General features: G+C 43.8%; 27 protein-coding genes and 1 riboswitch. Of the genes, 5 read left to right on the forward strand and 22 right to left on the reverse strand.

Annotated elements, in window-relative coordinates; all coding sequences use genetic code 11:
• Positions 1–107: 107 nt before the first annotated feature.
• The 3 genes from J5566_RS03665 to J5566_RS03675 are packed head-to-tail and all read right to left on the reverse strand — an operon-like array spanning position 108 to position 3,185.
• The gene (locus tag J5566_RS03665; protein ID WP_208562123.1) at positions 108–1,355 is read right to left on the reverse strand and encodes an ABC transporter permease; all 1,248 of its coding nucleotides are present in this window, start codon (positions 1,353–1,355) and stop codon (positions 108–110) included.
• Positions 1,355–2,050: an ABC transporter ATP-binding protein gene (locus tag J5566_RS03670; protein WP_208562124.1), complete on the reverse strand. Its 696-nt coding sequence runs from the start codon at positions 2,048–2,050 to the stop codon at positions 1,355–1,357. Before J5566_RS03670 ends, J5566_RS03665 begins: the two co-directional genes overlap by 1 nt.
• Positions 2,031–3,185 carry an efflux RND transporter periplasmic adaptor subunit gene (locus tag J5566_RS03675; RefSeq protein ID WP_208562125.1) on the reverse strand — a complete coding sequence of 385 codons (1,155 nt, stop codon included), beginning with the start codon at positions 3,183–3,185 and terminating at the stop codon, positions 2,031–2,033. Before J5566_RS03675 ends, J5566_RS03670 begins: the two co-directional genes overlap by 20 nt.
• Before the next feature lie 202 nt (positions 3,186–3,387).
• On the opposite strand from J5566_RS03675, the gene gor reads away from it, so the two are divergent.
• Positions 3,388–4,737: a glutathione-disulfide reductase gene (gene gor, locus J5566_RS03680; RefSeq protein WP_208562126.1), complete on the forward strand. Its 1,350-nt coding sequence runs from the start codon at positions 3,388–3,390 to the stop codon at positions 4,735–4,737.
• Positions 4,738–4,825: 88 nt separating this feature from the next.
• Positions 4,826–5,362 carry a biotin transporter BioY gene (locus tag J5566_RS03685; protein WP_208562127.1) on the forward strand — a complete coding sequence of 179 codons (537 nt, stop codon included), beginning with the start codon at positions 4,826–4,828 and terminating at the stop codon, positions 5,360–5,362.
• A gap of 10 nt (positions 5,363–5,372) precedes the next feature.
• Here the strand turns inward: J5566_RS03685 and J5566_RS03690 are convergent, their stop codons facing one another.
• Positions 5,373–5,585: a YdbC family protein gene (locus tag J5566_RS03690; protein WP_172043706.1), complete on the reverse strand. Its 213-nt coding sequence runs from the start codon at positions 5,583–5,585 to the stop codon at positions 5,373–5,375.
• Between the two features lie 93 nt (positions 5,586–5,678).
• Here J5566_RS03690 and J5566_RS03695 point away from each other — a divergent pair, with 93 nt between their 5' ends.
• On the forward strand, positions 5,679–6,005 hold the full coding sequence (locus J5566_RS03695) for a hypothetical protein (protein WP_208562128.1): 327 nt from the start codon (positions 5,679–5,681) through the stop codon (positions 6,003–6,005).
• A gap of 15 nt (positions 6,006–6,020) precedes the next feature.
• On the opposite strand, the gene J5566_RS03700 is transcribed toward J5566_RS03695, so the two are convergent.
• Complete coding sequence (locus J5566_RS03700; RefSeq protein WP_158455375.1) at positions 6,021–7,310, reverse strand: peptidase U32 family protein; 1,290 nt, start codon at positions 7,308–7,310, stop codon at positions 6,021–6,023.
• 1 nt (position 7,311) lies between these two features.
• Complete coding sequence (locus J5566_RS03705) at positions 7,312–8,241, reverse strand: peptidase U32 family protein (RefSeq protein WP_208562129.1); 930 nt, start codon at positions 8,239–8,241, stop codon at positions 7,312–7,314.
• Between the two features lie 152 nt (positions 8,242–8,393).
• Here J5566_RS03705 and J5566_RS03710 point away from each other — a divergent pair, with 152 nt between their 5' ends.
• On the forward strand, positions 8,394–8,693 hold the full coding sequence (locus J5566_RS03710) for a DUF3270 family protein (protein WP_208562130.1): 300 nt from the start codon (positions 8,394–8,396) through the stop codon (positions 8,691–8,693).
• A gap of 74 nt (positions 8,694–8,767) precedes the next feature.
• Here J5566_RS03710 and J5566_RS03715 read toward each other — a convergent pair whose 3' ends face one another.
• The 10 genes from J5566_RS03715 to J5566_RS03760 form a co-directional block, all read right to left on the reverse strand.
• Complete coding sequence (locus tag J5566_RS03715; RefSeq protein ID WP_208562131.1) at positions 8,768–9,331, reverse strand: YtxH domain-containing protein; 564 nt, start codon at positions 9,329–9,331, stop codon at positions 8,768–8,770.
• Position 9,332: 1 nt separating this feature from the next.
• Positions 9,333–9,725, reverse strand: coding sequence for a DUF948 domain-containing protein (locus tag J5566_RS03720; RefSeq protein WP_208562132.1), 393 nt, complete (start codon positions 9,723–9,725; stop codon positions 9,333–9,335).
• The gene (lgt, locus tag J5566_RS03725) at positions 9,725–10,510 is read right to left on the reverse strand and encodes a prolipoprotein diacylglyceryl transferase (RefSeq protein ID WP_208562133.1); all 786 of its coding nucleotides are present in this window, start codon (positions 10,508–10,510) and stop codon (positions 9,725–9,727) included. Before lgt ends, J5566_RS03720 begins: the two co-directional genes overlap by 1 nt.
• Entirely contained in the window at positions 10,510–11,448 is a 939-nt protein-coding gene (hprK, locus tag J5566_RS03730) for an HPr(Ser) kinase/phosphatase (protein ID WP_208562134.1), read from the reverse strand. The genes lgt and hprK overlap by 1 nt, the downstream gene beginning before the upstream one ends.
• Before the next feature lie 144 nt (positions 11,449–11,592).
• Entirely contained in the window at positions 11,593–11,859 is a 267-nt protein-coding gene (locus J5566_RS03735; protein WP_208562135.1) for a PspC domain-containing protein, read from the reverse strand.
• Complete coding sequence (locus tag J5566_RS03740) at positions 11,843–12,613, reverse strand: hypothetical protein (protein WP_208562136.1); 771 nt, start codon at positions 12,611–12,613, stop codon at positions 11,843–11,845. The genes J5566_RS03735 and J5566_RS03740 overlap by 17 nt, the downstream gene beginning before the upstream one ends.
• A 68-nt stretch (positions 12,614–12,681) precedes the next feature.
• On the reverse strand, positions 12,682–13,116 hold the full coding sequence (locus tag J5566_RS03745) for a SprT family protein (protein WP_208562137.1): 435 nt from the start codon (positions 13,114–13,116) through the stop codon (positions 12,682–12,684).
• The gene (locus J5566_RS03750; RefSeq protein ID WP_208562138.1) at positions 13,103–15,259 is read right to left on the reverse strand and encodes a Tex family protein; all 2,157 of its coding nucleotides are present in this window, start codon (positions 15,257–15,259) and stop codon (positions 13,103–13,105) included. Before J5566_RS03750 ends, J5566_RS03745 begins: the two co-directional genes overlap by 14 nt.
• A gap of 77 nt (positions 15,260–15,336) precedes the next feature.
• Complete coding sequence (locus J5566_RS03755; protein WP_208562139.1) at positions 15,337–16,179, reverse strand: aldo/keto reductase; 843 nt, start codon at positions 16,177–16,179, stop codon at positions 15,337–15,339.
• A 117-nt stretch (positions 16,180–16,296) separates the two neighbouring features.
• The gene (locus J5566_RS03760) at positions 16,297–16,812 is read right to left on the reverse strand and encodes a QueT transporter family protein (protein WP_208562140.1); all 516 of its coding nucleotides are present in this window, start codon (positions 16,810–16,812) and stop codon (positions 16,297–16,299) included.
• Positions 16,810–16,911, reverse strand: a riboswitch (PreQ1 riboswitch). It overlaps the preceding gene by 3 nt.
• Before the next feature lie 29 nt (positions 16,912–16,940).
• Between J5566_RS03760 and J5566_RS03765 the strand changes: the two genes are divergently transcribed.
• Positions 16,941–17,375 carry a GtrA family protein gene (locus J5566_RS03765; RefSeq protein ID WP_208562141.1) on the forward strand — a complete coding sequence of 145 codons (435 nt, stop codon included), beginning with the start codon at positions 16,941–16,943 and terminating at the stop codon, positions 17,373–17,375.
• Between the two features lie 21 nt (positions 17,376–17,396).
• On the opposite strand, the gene J5566_RS03770 is transcribed toward J5566_RS03765, so the two are convergent.
• The 6 genes from J5566_RS03770 to metK form a co-directional block, all read right to left on the reverse strand.
• Complete coding sequence (locus tag J5566_RS03770) at positions 17,397–18,320, reverse strand: YihY/virulence factor BrkB family protein (protein WP_208562142.1); 924 nt, start codon at positions 18,318–18,320, stop codon at positions 17,397–17,399.
• A 25-nt stretch (positions 18,321–18,345) separates the two neighbouring features.
• Positions 18,346–19,206 carry a methionyl aminopeptidase gene (locus J5566_RS03775; RefSeq protein ID WP_208562143.1) on the reverse strand — a complete coding sequence of 287 codons (861 nt, stop codon included), beginning with the start codon at positions 19,204–19,206 and terminating at the stop codon, positions 18,346–18,348.
• Positions 19,193–19,780 carry a GNAT family N-acetyltransferase gene (locus J5566_RS03780; RefSeq protein ID WP_208562144.1) on the reverse strand — a complete coding sequence of 196 codons (588 nt, stop codon included), beginning with the start codon at positions 19,778–19,780 and terminating at the stop codon, positions 19,193–19,195. Before J5566_RS03780 ends, J5566_RS03775 begins: the two co-directional genes overlap by 14 nt.
• A 51-nt stretch (positions 19,781–19,831) precedes the next feature.
• On the reverse strand, positions 19,832–21,091 hold the full coding sequence (locus J5566_RS03785; RefSeq protein ID WP_208562145.1) for a UDP-N-acetylglucosamine 1-carboxyvinyltransferase: 1,260 nt from the start codon (positions 21,089–21,091) through the stop codon (positions 19,832–19,834).
• Positions 21,092–21,211: 120 nt separating this feature from the next.
• Positions 21,212–21,808, reverse strand: coding sequence for an NAD(P)H-dependent oxidoreductase (locus J5566_RS03790; protein ID WP_432215584.1), 597 nt, complete (start codon positions 21,806–21,808; stop codon positions 21,212–21,214).
• Positions 21,809–21,842: 34 nt separating this feature from the next.
• Entirely contained in the window at positions 21,843–23,036 is a 1,194-nt protein-coding gene (gene metK, locus J5566_RS03795; RefSeq protein ID WP_208562147.1) for a methionine adenosyltransferase, read from the reverse strand.
• Positions 23,037–23,047 lie beyond the last annotated feature (11 nt).

Raw genomic sequence — 23,047 nt, forward strand, 5'->3', positions numbered from 1 at the left:
ATTACTATTTCTTAATTGATGCGTTTATTTTATCTCTAATTAGTGATAAAGTCAATTGATTTGCTCAAAAAATAAAACGACTAGGAAAACCTAATCGTTTTTGAATCTTATTCGTATCGTAAGGCCTCGATTGGATCCAACTTAGACGCCTTGTTAGCAGGTAGGACACCAAAGACAATTCCGACTACTGCTGAAAATGCCAGACTTCCCAGAACAACTGGAATTGAAATTTCAGCCGTCATTTCTCCCATTACCTTTGTGGCGTTGAGAGTAAACACAATGGCTTGAGCAATAGCTAGTCCGATTGCTCCACCTAAAGTAGTCAGCACCATAGCTTCTATCAAGAACTGCATCAAGATATTTCCTCTGGTTGCTCCAAGTGCTTTTCGAAGACCAATCTCTCGGGTCCGCTCAGTAACGGATACCAACATGATGTTCATAACACCGATACCACCTACCAAGAGGGAAATCCCTGCGACTGATCCGATGAAGAGCGTAACGCCTGACATCTGCTGTTTGAATTCATCCAACATGGTTGACATATCAAAGATATCATAGCGAGACTCCTTGAGCCCAGTTGCTTGCGTCAAATAGTCTGCTGCTGCAAGACCAACCTCACTTGCTCGTGTTACATCTTCCACATAAAGGTAGAGTGAGGAGTTTTCCTTCATCCCTGTTTCTGCAGCCAACTGAGTATTGGTCATGACAGCATTACCGCCTGAGTTCATGCCGTAAATGGCAGTGCCTGCTTTGGGATCCTTGTACACTCCGACTACAAGATAGGAATTTTGGTTCATATCCACAATTTGGTTGAGTGAGGCTTCAACTGTTCCAAATAGCTTTTCAGCCAAGGCTTGGTCTAACATGATAATCCGTGCAAAACGGGAGTAATCATTTTTTGTAAACTGACGCCCAGCTATGATTTCATATTTTTTGACATCAAAGAAGGACTGGCTAACCCCCGTGATGGTGACATTTTCAGCTTTCTTGCTTCCGAAAGAGATTTCAGACATGGTATTGATACTGATGTAGTAGTTGCTGACACCATCAATATCTAATAAGCCTTGCAAGATGTCATCCGTCAGATCTGGCTCTTCCTCCATGGAAACTTCTTCACTTATTGAATAGAGCATACCGCCTATACCTCCAGTATCTCCTCCATAATTTTGAGAGAAATAAACTTGAACATTGTTTTGGTCACCAGCCAGTGATTTTTCAATGCTGCGCGACATTCCTGTCCCCATTGCTACTATTATCACAACAGCTGCAACTCCAATGATGATTCCCAACATGGTCAAAAGAGAGCGCATTTTATGCGACAGGATGGACTTTAGGGCAAATTTCCAGTTTTCCATCAGCTACCTCCCTTCCGTTTGTCTTCAGTGATGACACCATCGCGCAAGACAATCGTTCGACTGGCATAGGCAGCGATTTCGGGCTCGTGGGTTACCATGATAATGGTCTTACCTTCACGGTTCAAGTTAGTCAGGAGTTCCATTATCTGCTGTCCAGTCTTGGTATCCAAGGCTCCAGTTGGCTCATCCGCCAAGATGATAGCTGGTGAGTTGACCAAGGCACGAGCAATGGCAACCCGTTGCTTTTGTCCACCCGATAACTCTGAAGGCAGGTGGGTCATCCGCTCAGACAACTCCACTTTTTCCAGCAGTTGTGTCGCTAGTTTCTTTCGCTTGGCAGCTGGTAAACCTGCATAAATCAAGGGCAATTCCACATTCTGAATGGCGTTCAATTTGGCTAATAAGAAGAATTGTTGAAAGACAAAACCAATCTGGTCATTGCGGACCTGAGCCAATTTTTTCTCAGATAACTGACTCACTTCCTGACCTTCTAGCCAATAATTGCCTGTTGTGGACCGATCAAGGAGACCGATAATGTTCATCAAGGTCGATTTCCCTGAACCAGATGGTCCCATAATGGCTAGAAATTCTCCTTCCTCAACCTCCAGATCAATATCTTTTAGTACACGGAGTTCCTGATCTCCATTTTGGTAGCTTTTATTGATAGCATGCAGCTTAATTAACTGTTTGGTCATAGGCTTCCACCTCTTTTCCTTCTTCGAGGGTGTTATTCGGATTTGAGATGACTTGGTCACCTACTGTTAAACCTGCCGTTACTTCCTGATTAAGTGCATCTGCATTGCCCAACTCAACCGCCACTTTCTTAGCCTTGCCATCTACCAAGGTCCACACATAGGTTCCTTCTTCTTCAAAGACAATGGCTGTTACAGGCACAAGAATTGAACTGCTTGTATTGATTACCTCAATATTGACTGTAAAGCCTTGCTTGAGCTCTGCCATATCACTTGTGATGGCAACTTTGAATGGGTACTTAGCACCACCAGTACCTGTCCCACTTGTCGCATCTGCTGCCTGGTTGCCTTCTGGATAGTTTGAAATGTAGGTAATTTTTCCAGTCCATTCTTTGTCTGGATATACCTTGGTACGGATACGCACCTCTTGATCCACTGCAAGGTTGGCTAAATCGTATTCAGTCAAACTGCCTGTAACTTGTAAGCTTGATTGGTTGACAATATGTACCACAGTTTGGCTGGTTGTGGCTGTTTTTGAAACCGATTGGTTAACTTCGACAACAGTCCCAGCTACGGTTGAACTAACTGTGGCTTCAGTTACAGCCTGATAAGCTTTATCCACTGCTGCCTGCGCATCTGCATAGGCATCATTGAGATCTTGCAACTGCATGTCCACACTTCTCTGAGTGGATGCCGCAACTTGGCTATCTGTGCTAGCATCACCTGTCAAATCAACTGTCTGACCATTGGTTTGGAGATCATAGATTTGGCGTCCAACCTTATCACGTGCACGAACTGCTGAATCTAAATTGCTTTGCAACTCAGAAGTATCATATTGAACCAAAGGAGTGCCAACTTGAACCTGATCACCTTGGGCAACCAACAAGCCTGTCAAGTCCCCTTTTGAAGAATCATAGTAAACATACTGTTCCTCAGCTGCTGATACTGTACCTGTCAATAGCGTAGCTGAAGCGATGGATCCTTCTGATACAATAGTATAGATCAAGGGCTCTTCGTAAGCACCTGCAGTGCTAGTTGTTGAACTCTGCGTCATAAAATAGCCTGCAGCTGCAAGGCCTGCTACCAGGACTCCCAAACTAGAAAAAAGCGCAATTTTTGCTTTCTTTGACTTTAACATATCTGTCTCCTTTTTACTTTTATCTGTGTTAAATATATAATACACCAACACAAAATGAAATGCAAGAATATCATTAAAAATATTCTATCAAAATTTGGGGCAATTCCTCTTACACTTTTGTAAGCTTGACCAGGCGTAGCAGATTTAAGCCAATTTTTTCAAAAAACGATACAATACACTTAGATAACGAGGAGGTTCTTTTATGAAGGAATACGATATTATAGCAATTGGAGGGGGAAGCGGTGGTATCGCTACCCTAAATCGAGCTGCAAGTTATGGTGCAAAAGCAGCCGTCATTGAAGCGAGTTTTCTTGGTGGAACTTGTGTCAACTTGGGTTGTGTTCCCAAAAAAATCATGTGGTATGGGGCCAATATTGCAGAAGTATTTGACCACTACGGTGCGGAATATGGCTTCCAGGCAAGAGAGGTTCAGTTTGATTTTGCAACTTTACGTGCCAACCGGGAAGCTTATATTCAACGTTCACGCTCATCTTATACCACTACTTTTGACAAAAACAAGGTTGATGTTATCCAAGGCCATGCCCGTTTCCTAAGCAATAATCAATTGGAAGTTAATGGGGAAATCTATACTGCCAAACATATTGTTATTGCAACCGGTGCCCAGCCTAGCATCCCCTCTATTCCAGGAGCGGAATTAGGTATTAGTTCTGACCAGGTTTTTGGCTGGGAAGAGCTACCTACATCTGTTGCGATTATTGGAGCAGGTTACATCGCCGTAGAATTAGCTGGTGTTCTTCATCAATTTGGGGTTAAAACCGATCTATTCGTCCGAAATGATCGCCCCCTACGCAACTTTGACCGCTATATTACTGATGCCTTGATGGAAGAAATGGATCGTACCCATCTACAACTTCATACCTTTAAAACACCAAGCCGACTGGAAAAAACAGAGGATGGTGCCATTACCATTCATTTCGAAGATGGCAGCAGTCACACCGCCCAAGAAGTGGTTTGGGCAATTGGTCGCAAGCCTAATAGCAATCAACTAGGACTGGAAAACACTGATATCCAAGTCCACCCATCCGGTCATATTGTCGTCGACGAATTTCAAGAAACAGGTGTTGAAGGTGTTTATGCCCTTGGGGATGTGACTGGCGAGAAAGAATTGACTCCTGTTGCCATTAAAGCTGGACGCCTACTTGCCGAGCGCCTATTCAATCACCATGACGGAGCAAAAATGGACTATACCTGTATTCCAACCGTAGTCTTTTCTCACCCTGCAATTGGAACTGTCGGACTCACCGAGGAAGAAGCAATTAGCTGCTATGGGACTAACCAAGTAAAATCCTACACCTCAAGTTTTACTTCAATGTACACGGCCCTTGCCAACAACCGCCAAGCAGCAAAATTTAAGCTAGTGACCGCAGGGCCTGAAGAAAAAGTGGTCGGCTTACACGGAATTGGTTTTGGTGTCGATGAGATGATCCAGGGATTTGCAGTTGCCATCAAGATGGGAGCAACCAAGGCAGACTTCGATGCAACGGTGGCAATCCATCCAACAGGTTCGGAAGAATTTGTCACTATGCGCTAAAATATGTGACAGCGGATTGGAAACTCTTGACCCTGAGATGAGAATTTTTTATACTATTGTTACCATGTGTTTTTAAAAAGGATAACAAATGAAACCATCAAAAGAAACAGCTTTTATCGCTATGGGCCTTGCCCTTCTCATCACCTTGTCACAAATCAGCATTCCAATCGGCCTCATCCCTCTTACACTTCAAACCTTTGCAGTTGCCCTGATTGCAAGTCTTTATAAACCAAAGGCTGCTATGACCATTACAGGTCTCTATCTACTTTTGGGAGCCATCGGCCTACCCGTATTTGCTGGCTTTAGCGGAGGCTTTGCTGCCTTGATTGGACCAACCGCCGGTTTTCTCTGGGGTTTCCTTGCCTTCTCAGGAGTAACAGCCAGTCTGACCCATTCTGACTCCAAACCATGGACAGTCTTTTTGGCAGCTCTAGTCGGTGATGCTGTCTGTTTTGTCGCAGGCTGCATCTTCTTTAAATACAACCTGGGAGTTGACTGGGGACAAAGCATTAGCCTGACGGTTCTCCCCTTCCTCTTCCATGAAGGAATCAAACTACTTTTGGTCAGTTTGATCCACAAAGGACTCCAACCAATGCTGAAAAAAGAAGCCTACTTTAACAAGTAAGCTTCTTCTTTTAATTTCGAAAGGCATCTAACAATACTTGGAATTCCTCATTGCTCAAGGTAATGCCCTTGCCCATCTTACTATGATCTGGGCTCCAAGTGCGAATGTCGTACTTAGCTGGGGCACCATTAAATGATACTCGGTTCAATTCCTTAGTCCAACCCTTGTCATTTTCAGACAGGACCAACAATTTTTCCTCAATTTCAAATGTAAATTCTGCCATTTTTTCCTCCTCACTTGATCAATTCGAAAAATACCTTGTTTTTTTATCCTAAATTGGATAAGATAATTATATCAAGATTGAAAGGATTATGCTATGAGAAATTTTCTGTCCGTATTAGCCAAACATCTCTACCAATTTATTAGCCAGAAGGGACCTCATATAGAAGAGAATCCTGAAGAACTTGCATCTATCCTAGATACTATTCAACTGGCACTCTATAAAAAAGCCGCTATTCACGTGATTTATGGGCAAAAGAGTTTTACGGGTGAAATCGTCAAATGGGACCCCGACAAAGAACGATTAATCATGAAAAATTTTCAAAAGAATGTTTCGAGTTTGATTCAGCTGAGAGACATAAAAAGGATTTCTCTCCTTCCTGAAAGCATTCAAGAAACACAGAAAAAAGGTCATTTCCACTAAGGGAGATGGCCTTTTTTAAGCTCGAATGGTCATGGACTGGCCATTGTCTTTATAGAGATTAATCAAGCCAGACTGACAGGAACGGATCATATCTCCTGGACACACTGGACGATCAAGCTTGATTGTCAAGAGCTCCATTGGTCGATTGGCTCTGTCAATTGGAAGCCCATCCTGGTCTCGCAAATCTTCCACCTTGGTCTCGAAATGACGGAAGCCTGGCCCGTAACACTCAATCGCTTCTCCTTCTTTGATGACATTGCGCTGGCGAATGGTCGCCCGCATGGTTTCAGGATCAAAGGAGACAACCTCTGCTACAAATTTATAACGTGGAATTTTCCTACGTGCTCCAAAAAGTTGCTCATCTTCCGATGGTGTCTGGTAATAGAATCCTGTCGAAAGTTCCCGTTGAGCAACCTTCCAACATTCATCAATCAAGTCCTGTTTGATGGCTTCAAAGGCTTCAGGACTTTCAAGATAGGCATCCACAGCAGCCTTGTAGCAATTGGTTACCGTCGATACATAGTGAACGGATTTCATCCGACCTTCGATTTTCAGGCTATCCACACCATTTTCAATCATGTCTGGAATATGCTCAATCATACACATGTCCACAGCAGACATGGAGAATTCCTCTGGAATCTGCCCCTGAACAGATTGACGGCCATCTTCTTCTGTTACTTGGTAGAGATCATATTTCCACCGGCATGACTGGCAACAGCCGCCACGGTTGGCATCTCGGAAACTCATATGGTTGGAGAGAACACATCGTCCAGAATAAGAAATACACATGGCACCATGAACAAAGGCTTCAATTTCCACATCTGTCCGCTGACGAATCTGGGCAATCTCTTCCATGGATACCTCTCGTGCCAAGACAACCCTGGTCAGCCCCATTTCCTTCCAGAATTCAAATGTTTCCACATTGGTTGAGGAAGCTTGAGTGGACAAGTGGATTTCCAAACCTGGTGCTTCTGCTGCACAGATAGCAATTAGAGCTGGGTCGGAAACAATCACGGCATCCAAGCCCATGTCACGTAGCTGGCAGAACCATTGACCTGCACCAATCTCATTGCCCTCATGGGTAACCATATTGGCCGCAACATAGACTTTGGCCCCTCTTTCATGGGCATAATCAATACCTTCCTGGAGTTCTTCCATGGAGAAATTCCCTGCCCGGCTTCTCAATCCATAAGCCTGTCCACCGACAAAAACGGCATCAGCACCGTAGTCGACAGCTACTTTCAACTTTTCCAATGTCCCTGCTGGTGACAATACCTCTGGACGTTTGAGTCGTTTTTTTTGCATCTTATTTTACCTTATCTTTATCAAATTCATAAAAACCAGTGTCTAATTCCCGGCCTTGGGGATGAAGACTTGCTACTTCTCTTGCCAATTGACTCGCCACCTCCGCTGAAAAGCTACCGCTTTCTAACAAGTCACGCGCCTGACAGAACAAAGATACAATAGCGACAAAATCTTGACCTGGTGTAAATAGCCCATCCAATTTCCAATGGTCATAACCCATCTCTAGCAACTCCTCCAGTTGTAAGAGCATGGAAATATCCTTGTCCTTGAAAATGTGGGTACCATGTAGGTCTTGAAAAATGGAATAATGGGTTTCAGGTTTACCTGGTTCCGATAGGAAGAGACCTTCTTTTTTGGATGCAACCTCTGAGTCAGCCTGAATAAAATTGTAATAGTTATCCAAGAGAGGCCGCTTGGAATGGTGGATGACCGATGGACCATAGACCAAAATTTCCCCTGGAATAGCCAAATTTTCACCAATGCTAGCTAGTTCTTCACGAGGCAATTCTCTTGCCAGAACAGCCTCTACCACACCATGGTCTTTCCAAAAATTAACCTGCCGGCTCGAAGTGACAAACACAGAAGTGTCATAGATAATCGGAAATTGGTAACCGTCTTTTTTGTTCTTATAAATCAGGCCTGTATCACCAACCACCAAATAATCTACTTGAATCTCCTCCATCAAGTCCAAAAATGCTGGAATAGCATCCATTTGTTCCTGATGAAAGAGACCGTTGGCCGCAACTGTCAGCGCTCTCCCAGACTGATGGACCAAGTCTGCCAACTCCCGCAATTCTTCCTGTGAATAAGAATGGCCTAATCGCAAACCGTAGGCTTCTTGTCCAACATAAATCCGGTCCACACCTAGTTCCAATAATTGTTTTGCTTGATCGATTGATTCTGCTGTTGCAGTAAGGATTATTTTCTTCATATTGTACATTATATCACAAAGTTTCACGACTGATACTAAAAAATTTTGTAAATTTGTCTGATTTTACCAGTATTTTGTAACCGTTTTGTAATCTAATTGACATAAAAAACAATCAATGTTATGGTATTCTAAATAGGCATAAAGGAGACGATATGGCATTAAGAGACTATCGGCCTGACCTTAACCCGAATGAGATTAATTACCCGAAAGAGAAACAGGCTAGATTCCAAGAATATGAAACTCCCTCGGAAAATCGAGAGAGATTGCGTGAATTAGTATTTTTCATCAACATTGTGATATTCTGTATTATCACAGTTTTTTCTGCGTATATCTTTTTGTCAAACGATTTCCCAGTCTTCCTTTCCTTCTTACTTGCCATTCCATGTGGTGCCGGTGGTTTACGCCTGGTACAATTGGCACTTAAGAAGCAGAAGCAAAAACAGACAAAATAAGTAAAAAATAGGCAGCTCAGCTGCTTTTTATGTTGAGAAAAATCCCACTAGATTCACCTAGTGGGATTTTGAAATTACAAAACTGATTCCGAATGTGGAGCTTGTTCATCTTGAGCTGCTTGAGGCAGTTCAGTCTCTGCCACTTCTTCTGAGACTAGCTCTGGCTGAACTTCTTCTGCTAATTCTTGCGCCAACTCTTCTGACACTTCTGCATCTGGACTGGTGAGGTCAATTTCAATAACAGCCGATTCTTCTGACACTTCTTCAGATACATCTTTGGCTGTCAGGGCTTGCTCAGATAATTTTTCTTTCATCTGCTCAAATTTTTCAAGAGACTGGTCTTTGAGACTGGTCACTTTTTCTTTACCAGTCTTCACCAAATCATCGACTGTTAATTCACCAGTTTCAAACTGCCCTTTGACAGTTTGGAAACGCTCAACAGCTTGATTTTTCAACTCAGTCGCCTTGTTAATCAATTCTGCATTGGTTTCTTCTGGATTTTCTTTGGCTTCTTTGATAAAATCTTGCACCTTATCTTTGATAGCCTTGCCTGATTTGGAAGCTAGAAAAACAGCTGCTGCAGCACCACCGGCTGCACCGAGGACAATACTGGTGAGTAGGCTAGATTTTTTTACCATCTTACTTTCCTTTCTTTCCCAAGAGGGAAGATACTGTGCTAACTGCTGAAAGAATACCTCCAGCCTTGGCTGTGGATTTACCTGCAGCAGTCGCCTTTTGTGTTAAGTTACGGGCTGAACTGTTGAGATCTGATACAGAGGTTGATAGATCTGCAACTGCAACGAACAAAGGATCGAGGGTAGATACTTTTCCATTGACGTCTTCTACCAATACGTTTGTCTTAGCCAGCAATTCGTTGGCTTGGTAAAGGGTTACGTTGACATCACTGGTCAACACCTTGAGTGTTTGTTGGGCTTCTTCTACAACGGCTGTAACCTTGCGGAGCAAGAGAATCAAGTAGATAGCAATACCAACAAAGGCTAGGGCAATCAAAAGGACTGCAAATTCAATCATCATTCTTCTCCTTTTTCATAATAGGGAATACGACTGTCGGATCTGCGATAAATTAATAGGGCTAGTCCGACAAGAATCAAGAGGGCTGATAGCCATTGCGACACACGTAATCCCATAAAAAGAAGACTATCTGTTCGCATGCCTTCAATCAACATCCGACCACTTCCGTACCATATCAGATAGAAGAAGAGGATGTCACCTCGTTTGAGAAATCTAGATTTCCGTCTTAGCCAGCAAATCAGAGCAAAGCCAAGCAGATTCCACAGGGATTCATATAAAAAGGTGGGAGTCCGATAGGCTCCATCAATATACATTTGATCACGGATAAAGGCTGGTAGATAGTTCAAGTTGTCCACTGCCTGTCCGTATGCCTCTTGGTTGAAAAAATTTCCCCAACGGCCGATAGCTTGTGCCAATAAGACCGACGGAGCAACAATATCCAAGAAATCAAGTGTGTTGATGAAACGGCGTCGGGTAAAGAAATAGAGAACCATGGCTCCTGCAATGAGGCCACCGTAGATAGCAATTCCACCATTCCAAATGGCAAAGATAGAGGCTAGATTATCTTTATAGGTGTCCCAAGAAAAGGCCACATAGTAAAGTCTTGCTCCGACCAAGGAAAGGGGGAAACCGATGAGAATAAAATCGTAGATATCGTCAGCTTGGATCCGTCTTTTTGGTGCCTCCTTGGCAGCAAGATAGACACCTAGAATCAGCCCTGTCAAAATACAGATGGCATACCAGCGTATTTGGAGGGGGCCAAGTTGGATGGCAATGGGATCCATTAGTTCACCTCCTCTTCCTTATTGGATTCAATAAGGTTAGCAAGGCGTTCTTCAAAACTCTTGGTTGCATCGTAGCCCATCTGTTTAGCACGATAATTCATCGCAGCAGCTTCAATGACAACTGAAATGTTTCTACCAGTCTTGACTGGTATTCGAATTTGAGGGATGGAGATTCCAGCTATTTCAATTGTGTCACCACCGTTTCCAAGACGATCAAAGTTTTTGCCAGTTTCATAATTTTCCAGATACACGGCTAGCTGAACCTCGGATGATTCTTTAACGGCACTGGCTCCATACAAACTCATGATGTCGATAATGCCAACCCCACGAATTTCTAATAAGTGGCGCAAGATTTCCGCAGGCTCGCCCCAAAGGGTCACATCATCTTTAGCATAGACATCCACACGGTCATCTGCTACGATCCTATGACCCCGTTTGACCAACTCTAGACCTGTCTCACTCTTTCCAATTCCAGAGTCACCCTGAATCAAAACACCCATACCATAAATGTCCATCAAGACTCCATGAACGCTTGTCCGCTGAGCCAAACGGCTATCAAGAAATGAGGATAATTCTCCAGATAATCGGCTGGTTGCAGATTGGCCTTGCAAAACAGCAATACCTTCTTCTTTTGCGGCTCTGTACATTTCCTCTGGAATTTCCAAACCGCGCGCCACAATCACAACAGGGGTCTGGGGTTGGAACATTTGTCGTAGAACCTGGTAGCGGTTGTGGGCTGTCATAGCCATCAAATAAGACCACTCCTTCATCCCAATTAACTGGATTCGTTCTGGGGAATAATAGTCAAAATAACCCGTCATTTCCAATCCTGGACGTGAGATGTCCGATGTAGAGATTTCTTTTTGCAACAAAGCTTCCGTCGAGTACATGGGCTGAACACGAAGATTTTCAAGCAAATCTTTCACAAAAACTGTCATAAAGCCCTCCTTTTCTTTTTTCCTATTATAACATAAGCTCGCTTGACTTGAACAGTTGGAGGGACCCTTCTGGAAGTATTTTTCAGAAAGAAAAGCCCACATCCGTTTCAGATGGGGCATCTCTGTATCAGCTCATTCGTCGCCTTATTTTTCAGACGACAGGGACTCAGCTTCTTTTATTTTTCGAGGTCCCAAGCCATACTGTTCTGCTTCCCAATCCTCTCTATAAGGAAGGGCAAAACCCAAAATTAGATAGGTCAACAGTAGGCCCATTCCCAGTCTGCCCGAAAAAGCAACTAAAAACACAAAAGCCCAGCGTAGGACGGATACATTCCATGAAAATTTATCTGCCAAGCCTGCCAGAACTCCTCGCCAAACCTGACCTGTCCTTTTTCTAAAAAGCTTTAACAATCTCTTTCCCTCCTTTTAGCGTAATCGGGCTCCGATCCGTTTGAATACGGACAAAGGCAGTCTCCTGACCAGATTGATTACAAATTAGCGGACTTGCTACTTTCTTTCGATTTAATATCAACAGACCGCTTTTAGCTTCTATCTTTCCCTTGATTCCTAAATGCTTGCCAAGGTTTAGATGAATGGGAGCCATTCTGACTTGGATAGACAGGGCTTGTGAGCGACTACCATCCAAGGTCAAACGGACGTCCTGTTGTTTTTCGTCCATTTGACTATGTACTGCTATATCTTCAAAGGGAAGATAGTCCAGTCTCGCCTCCGCTTTTCCTAAATCCAAATCTAAAATGGACAACCAGGCCTCTGGCAAGGAAACCGTTAATTGGCAACTCACCGCAGAAGAATAGAATAATCCCTTATTTTCAACAAAAAATTGTGGCAAGTCCTCTTCTCTGGTCTGGCTAGGATAGACAATCTTGACCTGCAAATCATCTGATTTGGATTTACCAAAAACTACTTTTCCACTGGTCAAACGAATAAAGAGGGACTCAATTCCTTGAAACTGGTAAGCCTGTTGGCGCTTGGTCGATGAAAAGACCTTTAAACTCGGCAGAGAAAAAGATAGTTTGGTTTTTTCTTCCACAAACAACTGATTAGGACGCTCATCAAAGGTCAAAAAACAAGCCTTGGCTTCTTCCTTGGTTAAAACCCCTTTTTCATAGAGCTCCATCAAACGCTCTCTCTGTTGATAACTCATGATGTCACCTCAATTCCCTTCTAGTATACCATATTTGCCCACAAAAAAATCAGCCCAAGGACTGATTCTTACTTGTCTTGCTTCAAAGGTCCTTTACAGCGACCACATCGGTATTTTTTTAGGTCAATGCGGCGCTTGCGCTGGTAGACTTGTCCACAGGACTGGCAGCTATATACCAAACTAGGCTTAACAGCTTGTTCTATTTTGGGAGCGTAGCGCAGGCCTCCCACCGATTCCAGCAGTTGCTTGAAGTCCTTGTCCCCATGCCGATAGCCTTTCTTCTCATAGTAGAGATGGTAATGGCAGAGTTCGTGACGGACAATCTTCCGAAAGACTTCTAGGCCTTGCTCCTCCAAATGCTTGGGATTAAAGTCCAAGTGGCCATCTTTAGGAAAAAAGCGACCACCCGTTGACCTCAATCGTCTGTTCCAGACTGCGACATGCCGGAATTCCTTACCGAAGTCTTGCAGGGAAACTTCCTGCACATACTTATTCAGATCCATTTGGTTTCAAGAGGCTAAGACCGATACGGTTGCGTTTGATGTCCACTTCAGCCACCCAAACGGTTACAATTTCCCCAACGGCTAAGACTTCGCTTGGATGTGGTAAGGCTTGTTGGCGTCCATTTTTATCCCGTTTGCGTTTGATCATGCGTGAAATGTGGACCAGACCATCCTCGTGGACACCGATATCTACAAAGGCTCCAAAGTCCACAATATTACGGACCGTGCCTTGCAATTCCTGACCGACTACCAAGTCCTTGACATCCAAGACATCTTGACGAAGAACTGGTGCTTCAAAGTCATCCCGTAAATCACGACCAGGCTTGAGCAAGTCTGCGATGATGTCCTTCAAGGTTTCCTGACCGACACCGATTTTTTCTGCCGTATCTGCGATGGCAACCTGTTTTAATTTTTCCTGCGCAGCCTCATCTAAGTGGTCAATTTCTAGCAGTGCCAACAAGTTCTCTACAGCCTTGTAAGACTCAGGGTGCACGCCAGTATTGTCCAAAAAGTTAGTCGCATCAGGAATCCGCAAGAAACCAGCTGCCTGCTCAAAGGCCTTGTCACCCAGACGTGGAACCTTTTTGAGCTGCTGGCGAGAGGTCAGGGCTCCATTTTCCTCACGGTACTTGACTATGTTCTCTGAGATGGTCTTGTTAAGACCAGCCACATGAGCCAGAAGGGCTGGACTGGCCGTATTGACATTGACCCCGACCTGGTTGACCACCGTATCGACCACAAAGTCCAGGCTCTCAGACAGAGATTTCTGATTGACATCGTGCTGGTACTGGCCGACACCGATAGACTTGGGATCGATTTTGACCAGCTCAGCCAGAGGGTCTTGCAGACGGCGGGCGATGGAAATGGCAGAGCGTTTTTCCACAGGGAGGTCTGGGAACTCATATCGAGCCAGTTCAGAAGCTGAGTAGACAGAGGCTCCGCTTTCATTGACGATAACGTAAGAAACATCTGGGAAGTCCTTGAGCAAATCAGCGACGAAGGCCTCCGATTCACGGCTGGCCGTTCCATTTCCGATAGCAATGATTTCCACCTGGTATTGCCCAATCAGGTCTGCCAAGTCTTTCTTGGCCTGAGCAATTTGTCGCTGACCAGCCGGCTCCACAGGATAGATGACTTGCGTAGTCAAAAGTTTTCCAGTCTGATCTACCACTGCTAGCTTGGCCCCTGTTCGAAAGGCAGGGTCAAAACCAAGGACCACTTTGCCTTTGAGGGGAGATACAAGGAGCAGATTGCGGAGGTTTTTAGAGAAGAGCTGGATTGCGCCTTCTTCTGCTTCTTCTGTCAATTCTGTCCGGATACGGCGCTCCATAGCAGGAAGAATTTTCTTCTTGATGGCCTGCTGGATCACATCCTTGATATAGCTATTAGACTGTGGAAAACGCAGTTCGAAGAAACGGATCATTTTATCCACATTGTGTTCAAAAGAAACCTTGAGAACACCTAATTTCTCACCACGATTAATGGCCAAGGTCTTATAACCCTGCATCTTCGCCACTTTCTCAGAAAAATCATAGTAAATCTGAAAGACTTCTTTCTCATCTGCTTCTTGATCTTTTAGCTCTGAAGTCAGGCTCGAATTGGTTTGTACTTCATGATAAACCCAGGCCCGAAGCTTATTGTCTTCTGAGATAGCTTCCACCAAAATATCCACAGCACCAGCCAAACAAGCCTGAGCAGTGTCAAAGCCCTCGCAGATAAAGCCAGCAGCCTGTTCTTCCAAGTCAGCCACATTCTGCAAAATCAACCGAGCCAGTGGGAAGAGTCCAGCCTCACGCGCCACCGTTGCCTTTGTACGACGTTTTTCCTTATATGGCAGGTAGAGTTCTTCCACATCTGCCAACTTTTCCGCTTCCTCGATAGCCTGACGCAGCTGATCGGTCAACTTGCCCTGCTCTTCAATCTTGGCAAGGACAGTAGCCTTACGTTCTGCCAGTGCTGTCAGGGACTTGTCTCGGTCAATAATAGCCTTAATGACCACTTCGTCCAAGTTCCCCGTCACGTCCTTCCGATAACGAGCAATAAAGGGAATGGTGTTGCCTTCAGCCGTTAAAGATAGAACTGTATCAATCTGTTTTAAACTTACGCCCAATTCCTGAGCAATTTTCAAAAATTTTTCTTCCATAGCTTCTATTATATCATGAATGAGGAAGGTTGGAGATGATAAAAGAGTATGCTGCAATGACAACATACTCTTTTATATTAAAATTCTGCCAAATCAGGATCCAACTGTCCTTTTAGACCTGTCAATGTATCCAACTGAGCAACTGCTTCAGGACTAATCACCAAATCTTCTATCTCCAAATTAGCCTGGATATTTTCTGGGCTGGTTGATTTTGGTAAGGGTAGGAAGCCTTTTTCCAAGGACCAAGCTAGTGCTAGTTGGGCAACGCTGCAGCCTGCTTCCTTGGCTAAGTCTGCGGCTTCTTGACTTTGGAAGAGGGTTCCTGTACCAAATGGACTATAGGCCTCCAAGAGAATGCCCTTGGATTTACAGTAGTCAACTAATTCTGTCTGAGGAGTTCCTGGAGCCAGCATAATCTGGTTGACCATGGGTGTGATTTCAGCCGTTTCAAGCAAGCCTTTCAGGTGATGTTCCATAAAGTTAGACACCCCGATGGCCTTGACCTTCCCTGCTTTGTAGAGAGATTCCATAGCCTGCCAGACCTGTGCATTGCGAGTCTTCCAGCCGATGCTGTCGCGAATAGCCTTTGGATTTGGCCAGTGGATAAGGAGCAGGTCCAGATAATCCACGCCCAGCTTAGTCATAGACTCCTCAACTGATGCCAGTGTGTCCTCCACGCCAATCTTGTCATTCCAGACCTTTGTCGTCAGGAAAATGTCCTCACGTGCCACACCGCTATCTGCCAAGGCCTGACCGACACTGGCTTCATTGCCATAAATCTGAGCCGTGTCAATGTGGCGGTAGCCTGCTTCCAGAGCGTAGAGTACAGCACGGTGAGCCGCTTCTCCGTCTGGAATCTGCCAGGTCCCAAAACCAATTTTGGGAATGGTGACGCCATTTGTTAATTGATAGGTTTCCATAGAAAGCCTCCTCTTTTTTTCTTATTCTAGTATACCTTAAAATTAAAAGCCTGACAAAATTTTAGTCATATCAAAATAAGACACCCGAAGGTGTCTGCTCACATTTATCACAAAAACTTATCTCTCGAAATTGATTTTTTTCGCTAACTTATCAATTACTACTGCACCAACCAATAGGGACAGCAACTCTCCACCTGCAGTTGTCAACCAGGTCAAGAAGAATGGCAAATCATACAAGACTTTCAATTCCAAGGCAATGGTAAACATGGTCGCCGCGAAAAAGAATGAGAAATAGAAGAATGCCTTGTTAAACAAGCCACCAAATAGGTAGTCTTGCTTGTATTTTTCAAAGAGGATCACCCCAAGGCTAACAAAGATAAGGGTTGAAAGTCCACCTACAAAAAGGTCAATGACACCAAATCCAATCAAGTTAGAAATCATACAGCCGATGGTCACGGCGATGATATACTTGCGATTATAAAAAGCCAAGAAATTGAGCATTTCTGACAAGCGAAACTGAATGGCTCCGAAGGAAATGGCGTTCAAGGGCGGTGTCAGGGTAAGAGCGACATAAATAGCCGCAACAAGAGCAATCTCTGCCATATCTTTGGCAGTCCATTTAGATGTTTTCATAAAAATTCTCCTTTAGCAAGATGCTTAAAATATGCTTGGGTAAAGTGAGCAAGCCCCAAGGGTCATTGATTTCTCAACAACGTTGTCTAGTATAGCATATTTTCCCTAAAAATGATAGACTAGTTCTTATGAAAAAACTATTTTATCAACTCATACATAATGAAGTCATTCTTTATTTGATTGCAGGGGTCGCTGCAACCCTGGTCTATATGGTCACGCGAATGGGACTATTTCTAGTCATCCCGTCCATTCTCCTCGTTACCCTCTTGGCAAATGCTGTTGCCATTCTCTTTGCCTTCTGGACCAACGACCGTTTTGTTTTCAAACAAGATAGCAAGGGTTGGCCACAGCGTCTTGTCAAATTTGTATCTGCCCGTATCCTAACGCTGGTTTTAGATATGTTTTTAGCCTACTTACTGGTGCAGGCCTATCCTCAATGGATTGGACAATTCGTCAACAATGATCTTTCACTGATTAACGCGATAGCAACACTCTTTTCTCAAGTGCTGGTTATTGTGCTCAATTATTTCTTGAGTAAGTTGTTCATTTTTACAAAAAAATAGACTGGATTCTCCCAGTCTATTTTATGTTTCATCAATCTTGGTAAACCGTGTCTTTATCCTGTTATATATTGAAACAACATCTCCATCCCGCGGCGTGAATTCTTCTACTTGTAAACTTTGAAAGCTAGCATTAATGACCGCTCCGATAATGAGCACTTGTGACATAAATATAAACCAGAGCATGAAAACGAGGAAGATAACTGCTGTAACCATCCGAAAATCCAATAATTGATTGGCATAATTGTCCACATATATTGAAAAAAACTTCCCTACTGAAAACATAGTCAGTTGGACAAATGCCGCACCTGGCATTATATAGCGAATTTTTGACACCCGAACATTTGGCAAGAAAAAATACAGCATGACTAATGAAGCAAACAAAGCTAGGAAACCAACCAGCTGGGTTTGGCTAAGTAGTCCATTTAGCAGTTCATTTTCAATTTGAATAATCTGTTTTACAGAAGCAAGAATAGTTTCTCCAAAAGTTAACAGGGTCATACTTAAAAAAATGATGAATTGTAAACCAATTCCCAAAAAAATTCCAATCAGACGTCCGATAATGAAATCTCGGTGTTCGTTGATACCATAAGCTTTATTGACCGCTTTCTGTAAAATGGTCATACTTCGCGATAGTGTCCATAGAGTCGTCACAATTGAAATCCCCAACCATGATGAGGAAGGCTGGGTCAAAACAGATGTAATAAATGCCGAAACAGATGGATAAAGCCGATCTGGCACAAATTCCTCAACCACAGTCAGGATGGCATCAATATCAAAAGGAAAATAAGGCAGTAAATTAGCTAATGTTAGTAATATAGGAAAAATCGAAATTAGCAGGTAATAAGCCACCGCCACACTGGTCAAATCGATATCTGCATCACGATAAAAGGAAAAAAAAGTCGAAAAGAATGTTTTTAGACTTGCAAATAGTTTACTTTTCTTCATTCCCTCTCCTTAATATAGCCACTGATTAGTAGCTACCTTCTTCTCCTTGGCTAGTCAAAATAACTGGTCCATCCTTGGTAATGACAAACTGGTGTTCGTACTGGCAAGACAAACCGCCATCAAGTGTTTTGTGTGCCCAGCCTGTCTTCATATCGGTGTCAATTTCCCAGCTACCAGTGTTAATCATCGGCTCGATTGTTAGAACCATGCCCTCACGCAAGCGAAGACCGCGACCTTTTGTTCCATAGTGAGGAACCATTGGTTCTTCATGGAAGGTTGGACCAACACCATGACCAACCAAGTCACGAACAACACCATAGCCAAGACCTTCAGCATATTCTTGGATCGCCGCACCGATATCACCGATACGATTGCCAACAACTGCTTGCTCGATACCGCGGTACAAACATTCCTTGGTTACATCCATCAATTTTTGTACTTCATCTGAAACCTGTCCGACCGCATAGGCCCAACAAGAATCCGCACAACCGCCACGATAGGTTTGGGTGATTTTCTTCATAGCCTTGACATCATTGAAGTTTAGCTTAGAAACATCAATAACTGACTTGTCCAAAGGCTCACTGAGAACCATATCGACCTTGAGCAAATCACCTTCTTTAAGCTTGTAGTGACGTGGAAAGGCATGAGCCACTTCGTCATTCAAACCGCAACAAGTCGCATATGGATAGTCCATCAATTCACCATCAACACCAATTTGAAGTGGCAAAACATTCTTTTCCTTACACGTTTTACGGACATATTCCTCCACTTCCCACATATCCACACCTGGTTTGATAATCTCTCGCAAACCAATATGGATACCCGCTAGCACATCTCCAGCACGGTTCATTGCATCAATTTCTCGTTGTGATTTAATGGTAATCATCTTTTTCCTCTATTTCTTCTGTCAGTTGCTGATACGTTGCTTTACTTAGTCTAAACAAGCAATACTTGCGCACCTTATGACTATAGCGGTCGCTTCCCTTATAGGAACGAATGAATTGAAAACCAGCACGTTTGGCAACAGCCTGACTGGCTCGATTCTCTTCATGGGTCACCAGAGTCAATTCCCTCAATTGCAGGGAGTTAAAAGCTAGAAAGACTACTGTTTTAAGAGCTTCTGTCATCAAGCCCTTTCCTCTGAAGTCTTTCCTAAGCAAATAACCAATTTCAGCCTTGTTCCTGCCTTCCTGGATTTTTTCAAACCGAATCATCCCAATTAAGCACCCTGTTTCCTTGTCTTCCATCCCCCAGACTCCAAGAGGTGCTTGCATTCCCTCACAAACAAGGGCCTCTGTCGCTTCTTCGATATCAGGAATGGCTGGAAATACAAAGGACAGATTTTCGGGATCCGAAACCAGCTGATAAAAATCATCTACATCCAAAAACCGTAAGGGACGAAGATAGAGGCGCGGAGTCTCCATCTCTGCAAAGGCTGCAAGTTCTTTCCAAATTGTCATCTTCTACCTAAGAGGCTGGACCAGAGTCCAGCCTCAAATTTTTCTTTTGACTTAGTCTTCAATCAACTGGATATCCGCACCTAAGTCTTGTAATTTTTCAATAATGTTTGAATACCCACGCAGGATAAATTCGATATTGGTGATTTCCGTTTGGCCTTCTGCCATCAGACCAGCAATGACCATAGCAGCACCTGCACGCAAATCAGTCGCCTTCACAGATGCTCCTTTAAGTTGGTTTGGACCTTGGTAGGCAATATGGTTGCTGCGTGTACGGATATCTGCTCCCATCCGTGCCAACTCTTGCACGTGACCAACCCTCTTTTCATAAATGGTATCTGTAATACTGCCACTACCCTCTGCTTTCAAAAGAAGTGGCGTCAGAGGCTGTTGCAGGTCTGTCGCAAAACCAGGATATGGTGCAGTTTTCACGCTAACAGCTTTCAATTTCTCCTGTTTTTCAACGAAAATACTATCCTCAGAAATCGTCATCCGAACACCCATGGCTTCCAACTTAGCAATAAAGCTTTCCAAGTGTTCGTAAAGTACATTGTCAATCTGGATGCCTTCTCCAACAGCAGCAGCCAAAGCAATATAAGTTCCTGCTTCAATCCGGTCTGGAATTACCTGGTGGCGAGTACAGTGTAGGCTATCCACACCTTCGATGGTAATCACATCTGTACCAGCGCCACGAATATGAGCTCCCATGTTATTCAAAAGTGTTGCCACATCAATGATTTCTGGCTCTCGCGCAGCATTTTCAATGACCGTACGACCTTCTGCTTTCACAGCTGCCAAAATCGTATTTATAGTTGCTCCAACACTGACAACATCCATAAAAATATGGGCTCCGTGAATACGACTACCGTTGGTCGAAAGACGCATATTAGTGCCTTCATAGGTTACCTCTGCTCCCATGGCTTCGAAGGCTTTCAAATGCAAATCAATCGGACGAGGGCCGAGATCACATCCTCCTGGCAAGCCGACAACGGCTTGACCATAACGACCTAATAACGAGCCATAAAAATAATAGGAAGCGCGTAGGCTATTGATTTTACCGAAAGGCATAGGCATGTCTTTCACACCACGAGGATCGATTTCAAGAGTTTCACCATCACGCTCGACACTTGCTCCCATAGTTTCCATAATATCAATCAAACTATCCACATCCGAGATAGCCGGAACACCATCTAGAGTGACGATCCCATCTGCTAGAATAATGGCTGGAATCAAAGCAACAACTGAGTTCTTAGCTCCACTCACCGTTACATTTCCTTTTAAGGTGCGACCACCATTGATAACAATCTTTCTCATACTTTCGAATCACTTTCCTGTTTTTGCCCAAAAGGGCATACATTTCATTTTATCACAATAATACCGATTAAGCTAGATTAATGCATAAAAAGGCAACGTTTCCATTGCCTTTTTTCTTTTTTAAATGATAGTTTCAATCACCTTTTCAGCATGTTGTAGATAAGTTTCAAGTTGGTCACGCTCCAAATATGGAACACGACCATAGAAGATATGGCCCAAAACCTGACAGTCATTACTATTAAACAGCCAATCGGAAGTCAAGGTCTTCATAGCTTGGTCAATAGGCGTCAAACTGCCATCTTCATTTTGCGGTTGACCTGTAGGGGTGAAAAAGAGGGCTTTTTTCTGGGCAAAGCGTTTACGGGGCTCATCCGATTCAAAGCTATAGGCAAAACCATGTTGAAAGACACGGTCAATGTAGCCTTTCATAATTGCTGGCATACCATTCCACCAAGAAGGGAAAATATAGATGAGCAAGTCACTTTCTTCAATCAAGTTCATTTCAACTTGAACATCAGCTGGATAGGACTCTGCCTGTCGGACAAAGCGCCCATCCTCGATATGGATGGTATCTGGCCCCTTTAAAATGGGATCAAATTCCAAAGCATATAAGTCGCGAACAATCACTTCTGCTCCGCCTTTTTTCAAAACCCCTTCGACTCGTTTCACCAAGGAATGGGTAAAGCTTTCTTTTCTCGGATGTGCAAATACAATCAAGGCCTTCATCAATTCTCTCCTACTGCCCAGTATCTTATGCCTGAACGGCTGCTAGTAATTGATCTACCTTGTCCAATTTTTCCCATGGTAGGTCAATATCAGTACGTCCCATGTGACCATAGGCTGCCGTTTGTTTGTATATCGGACGTTTGAGGTCCAACATTTGAATAATACCAGCTGGACGGAGATCAAAAATCTGACGAACAGCTGCTTCTAATTTGCTTTCCGCTACTGTGCTCGTACCGAAGGTATCGATGCGAACTGAAACTGGATGAGCAACACCGATAGCATAGGCCAATTGAACTTCAGCCTTCTTAGCCAAACCAGCAGCAACGATATGTTTTGCGATATAACGCGCCGCATATGATGCGGAACGGTCCACTTTAGTCGCATCCTTACCAGAGAAGGCACCACCACCATGACGAGAGTAGCCACCATAGGTATCCACAATAATCTTACGACCTGTCAGACCTGAGTCCCCTTGCGGACCACCAATAACAAAGCGACCTGTTGGGTTGATAAAGTAGTTGGTTTGGTCATCCAGATAATGAGCTGGAATGATTTCCTTGATCACACGCTCAATCACATCCTGACGAATTTGCTCCTGGCTAACTTCTGGATCATGCTGGGTCGAAATAACGACTGTATCCACACGAACGGGTTGATTGTCTTCATCGTATTCAACTGTTACCTGTGACTTGGCATCTGGACGGAGATAAGCAATTTCACCAGATTTTCTCAACTCGGCCAAACGACGCACCAATTTGTGACTAAGTGAAATTGGCAAGGGCATAAGTTCAGGTGTTTCATCTACTGCAAAACCAAACATGAGCCCCTGGTCACCTGCCCCAATCAAATCCAGTGGATCTTGACTAGCATCTTGACGCGCCTCTAAAGCTTCATTGACACCTTGGGCAATATCTGGTGACTGCTCCACAAGAGATGGATGAACCCCAACCGACTCAGCTGAAAAACCATACTCACCCTTGGTATAGCCGATTTCGGCAATGGTATCCCTTACCACACGGTTAATATCCACATAGGCAGTGGTGGAAATTTCACCAAAGACATGTACACTACCTGTATAAACAGCTGTTTCAGCTGCCACATGGGCATCTGGATCTTCTGCTAAAATAGCGTCCAAAATCGCATCTGAAATCTGGTCAGCAATCTTGTCTGGATGTCCTTCCGATACTGACTCAGACGTAAACAACTTACGTTCTGACATAAAAATGTCCC

The organism is Streptococcus suis, assembly GCF_017601095.1.
In the GTDB taxonomy this organism is placed as follows: domain Bacteria; phylum Bacillota; class Bacilli; order Lactobacillales; family Streptococcaceae; genus Streptococcus; species Streptococcus suis_Z.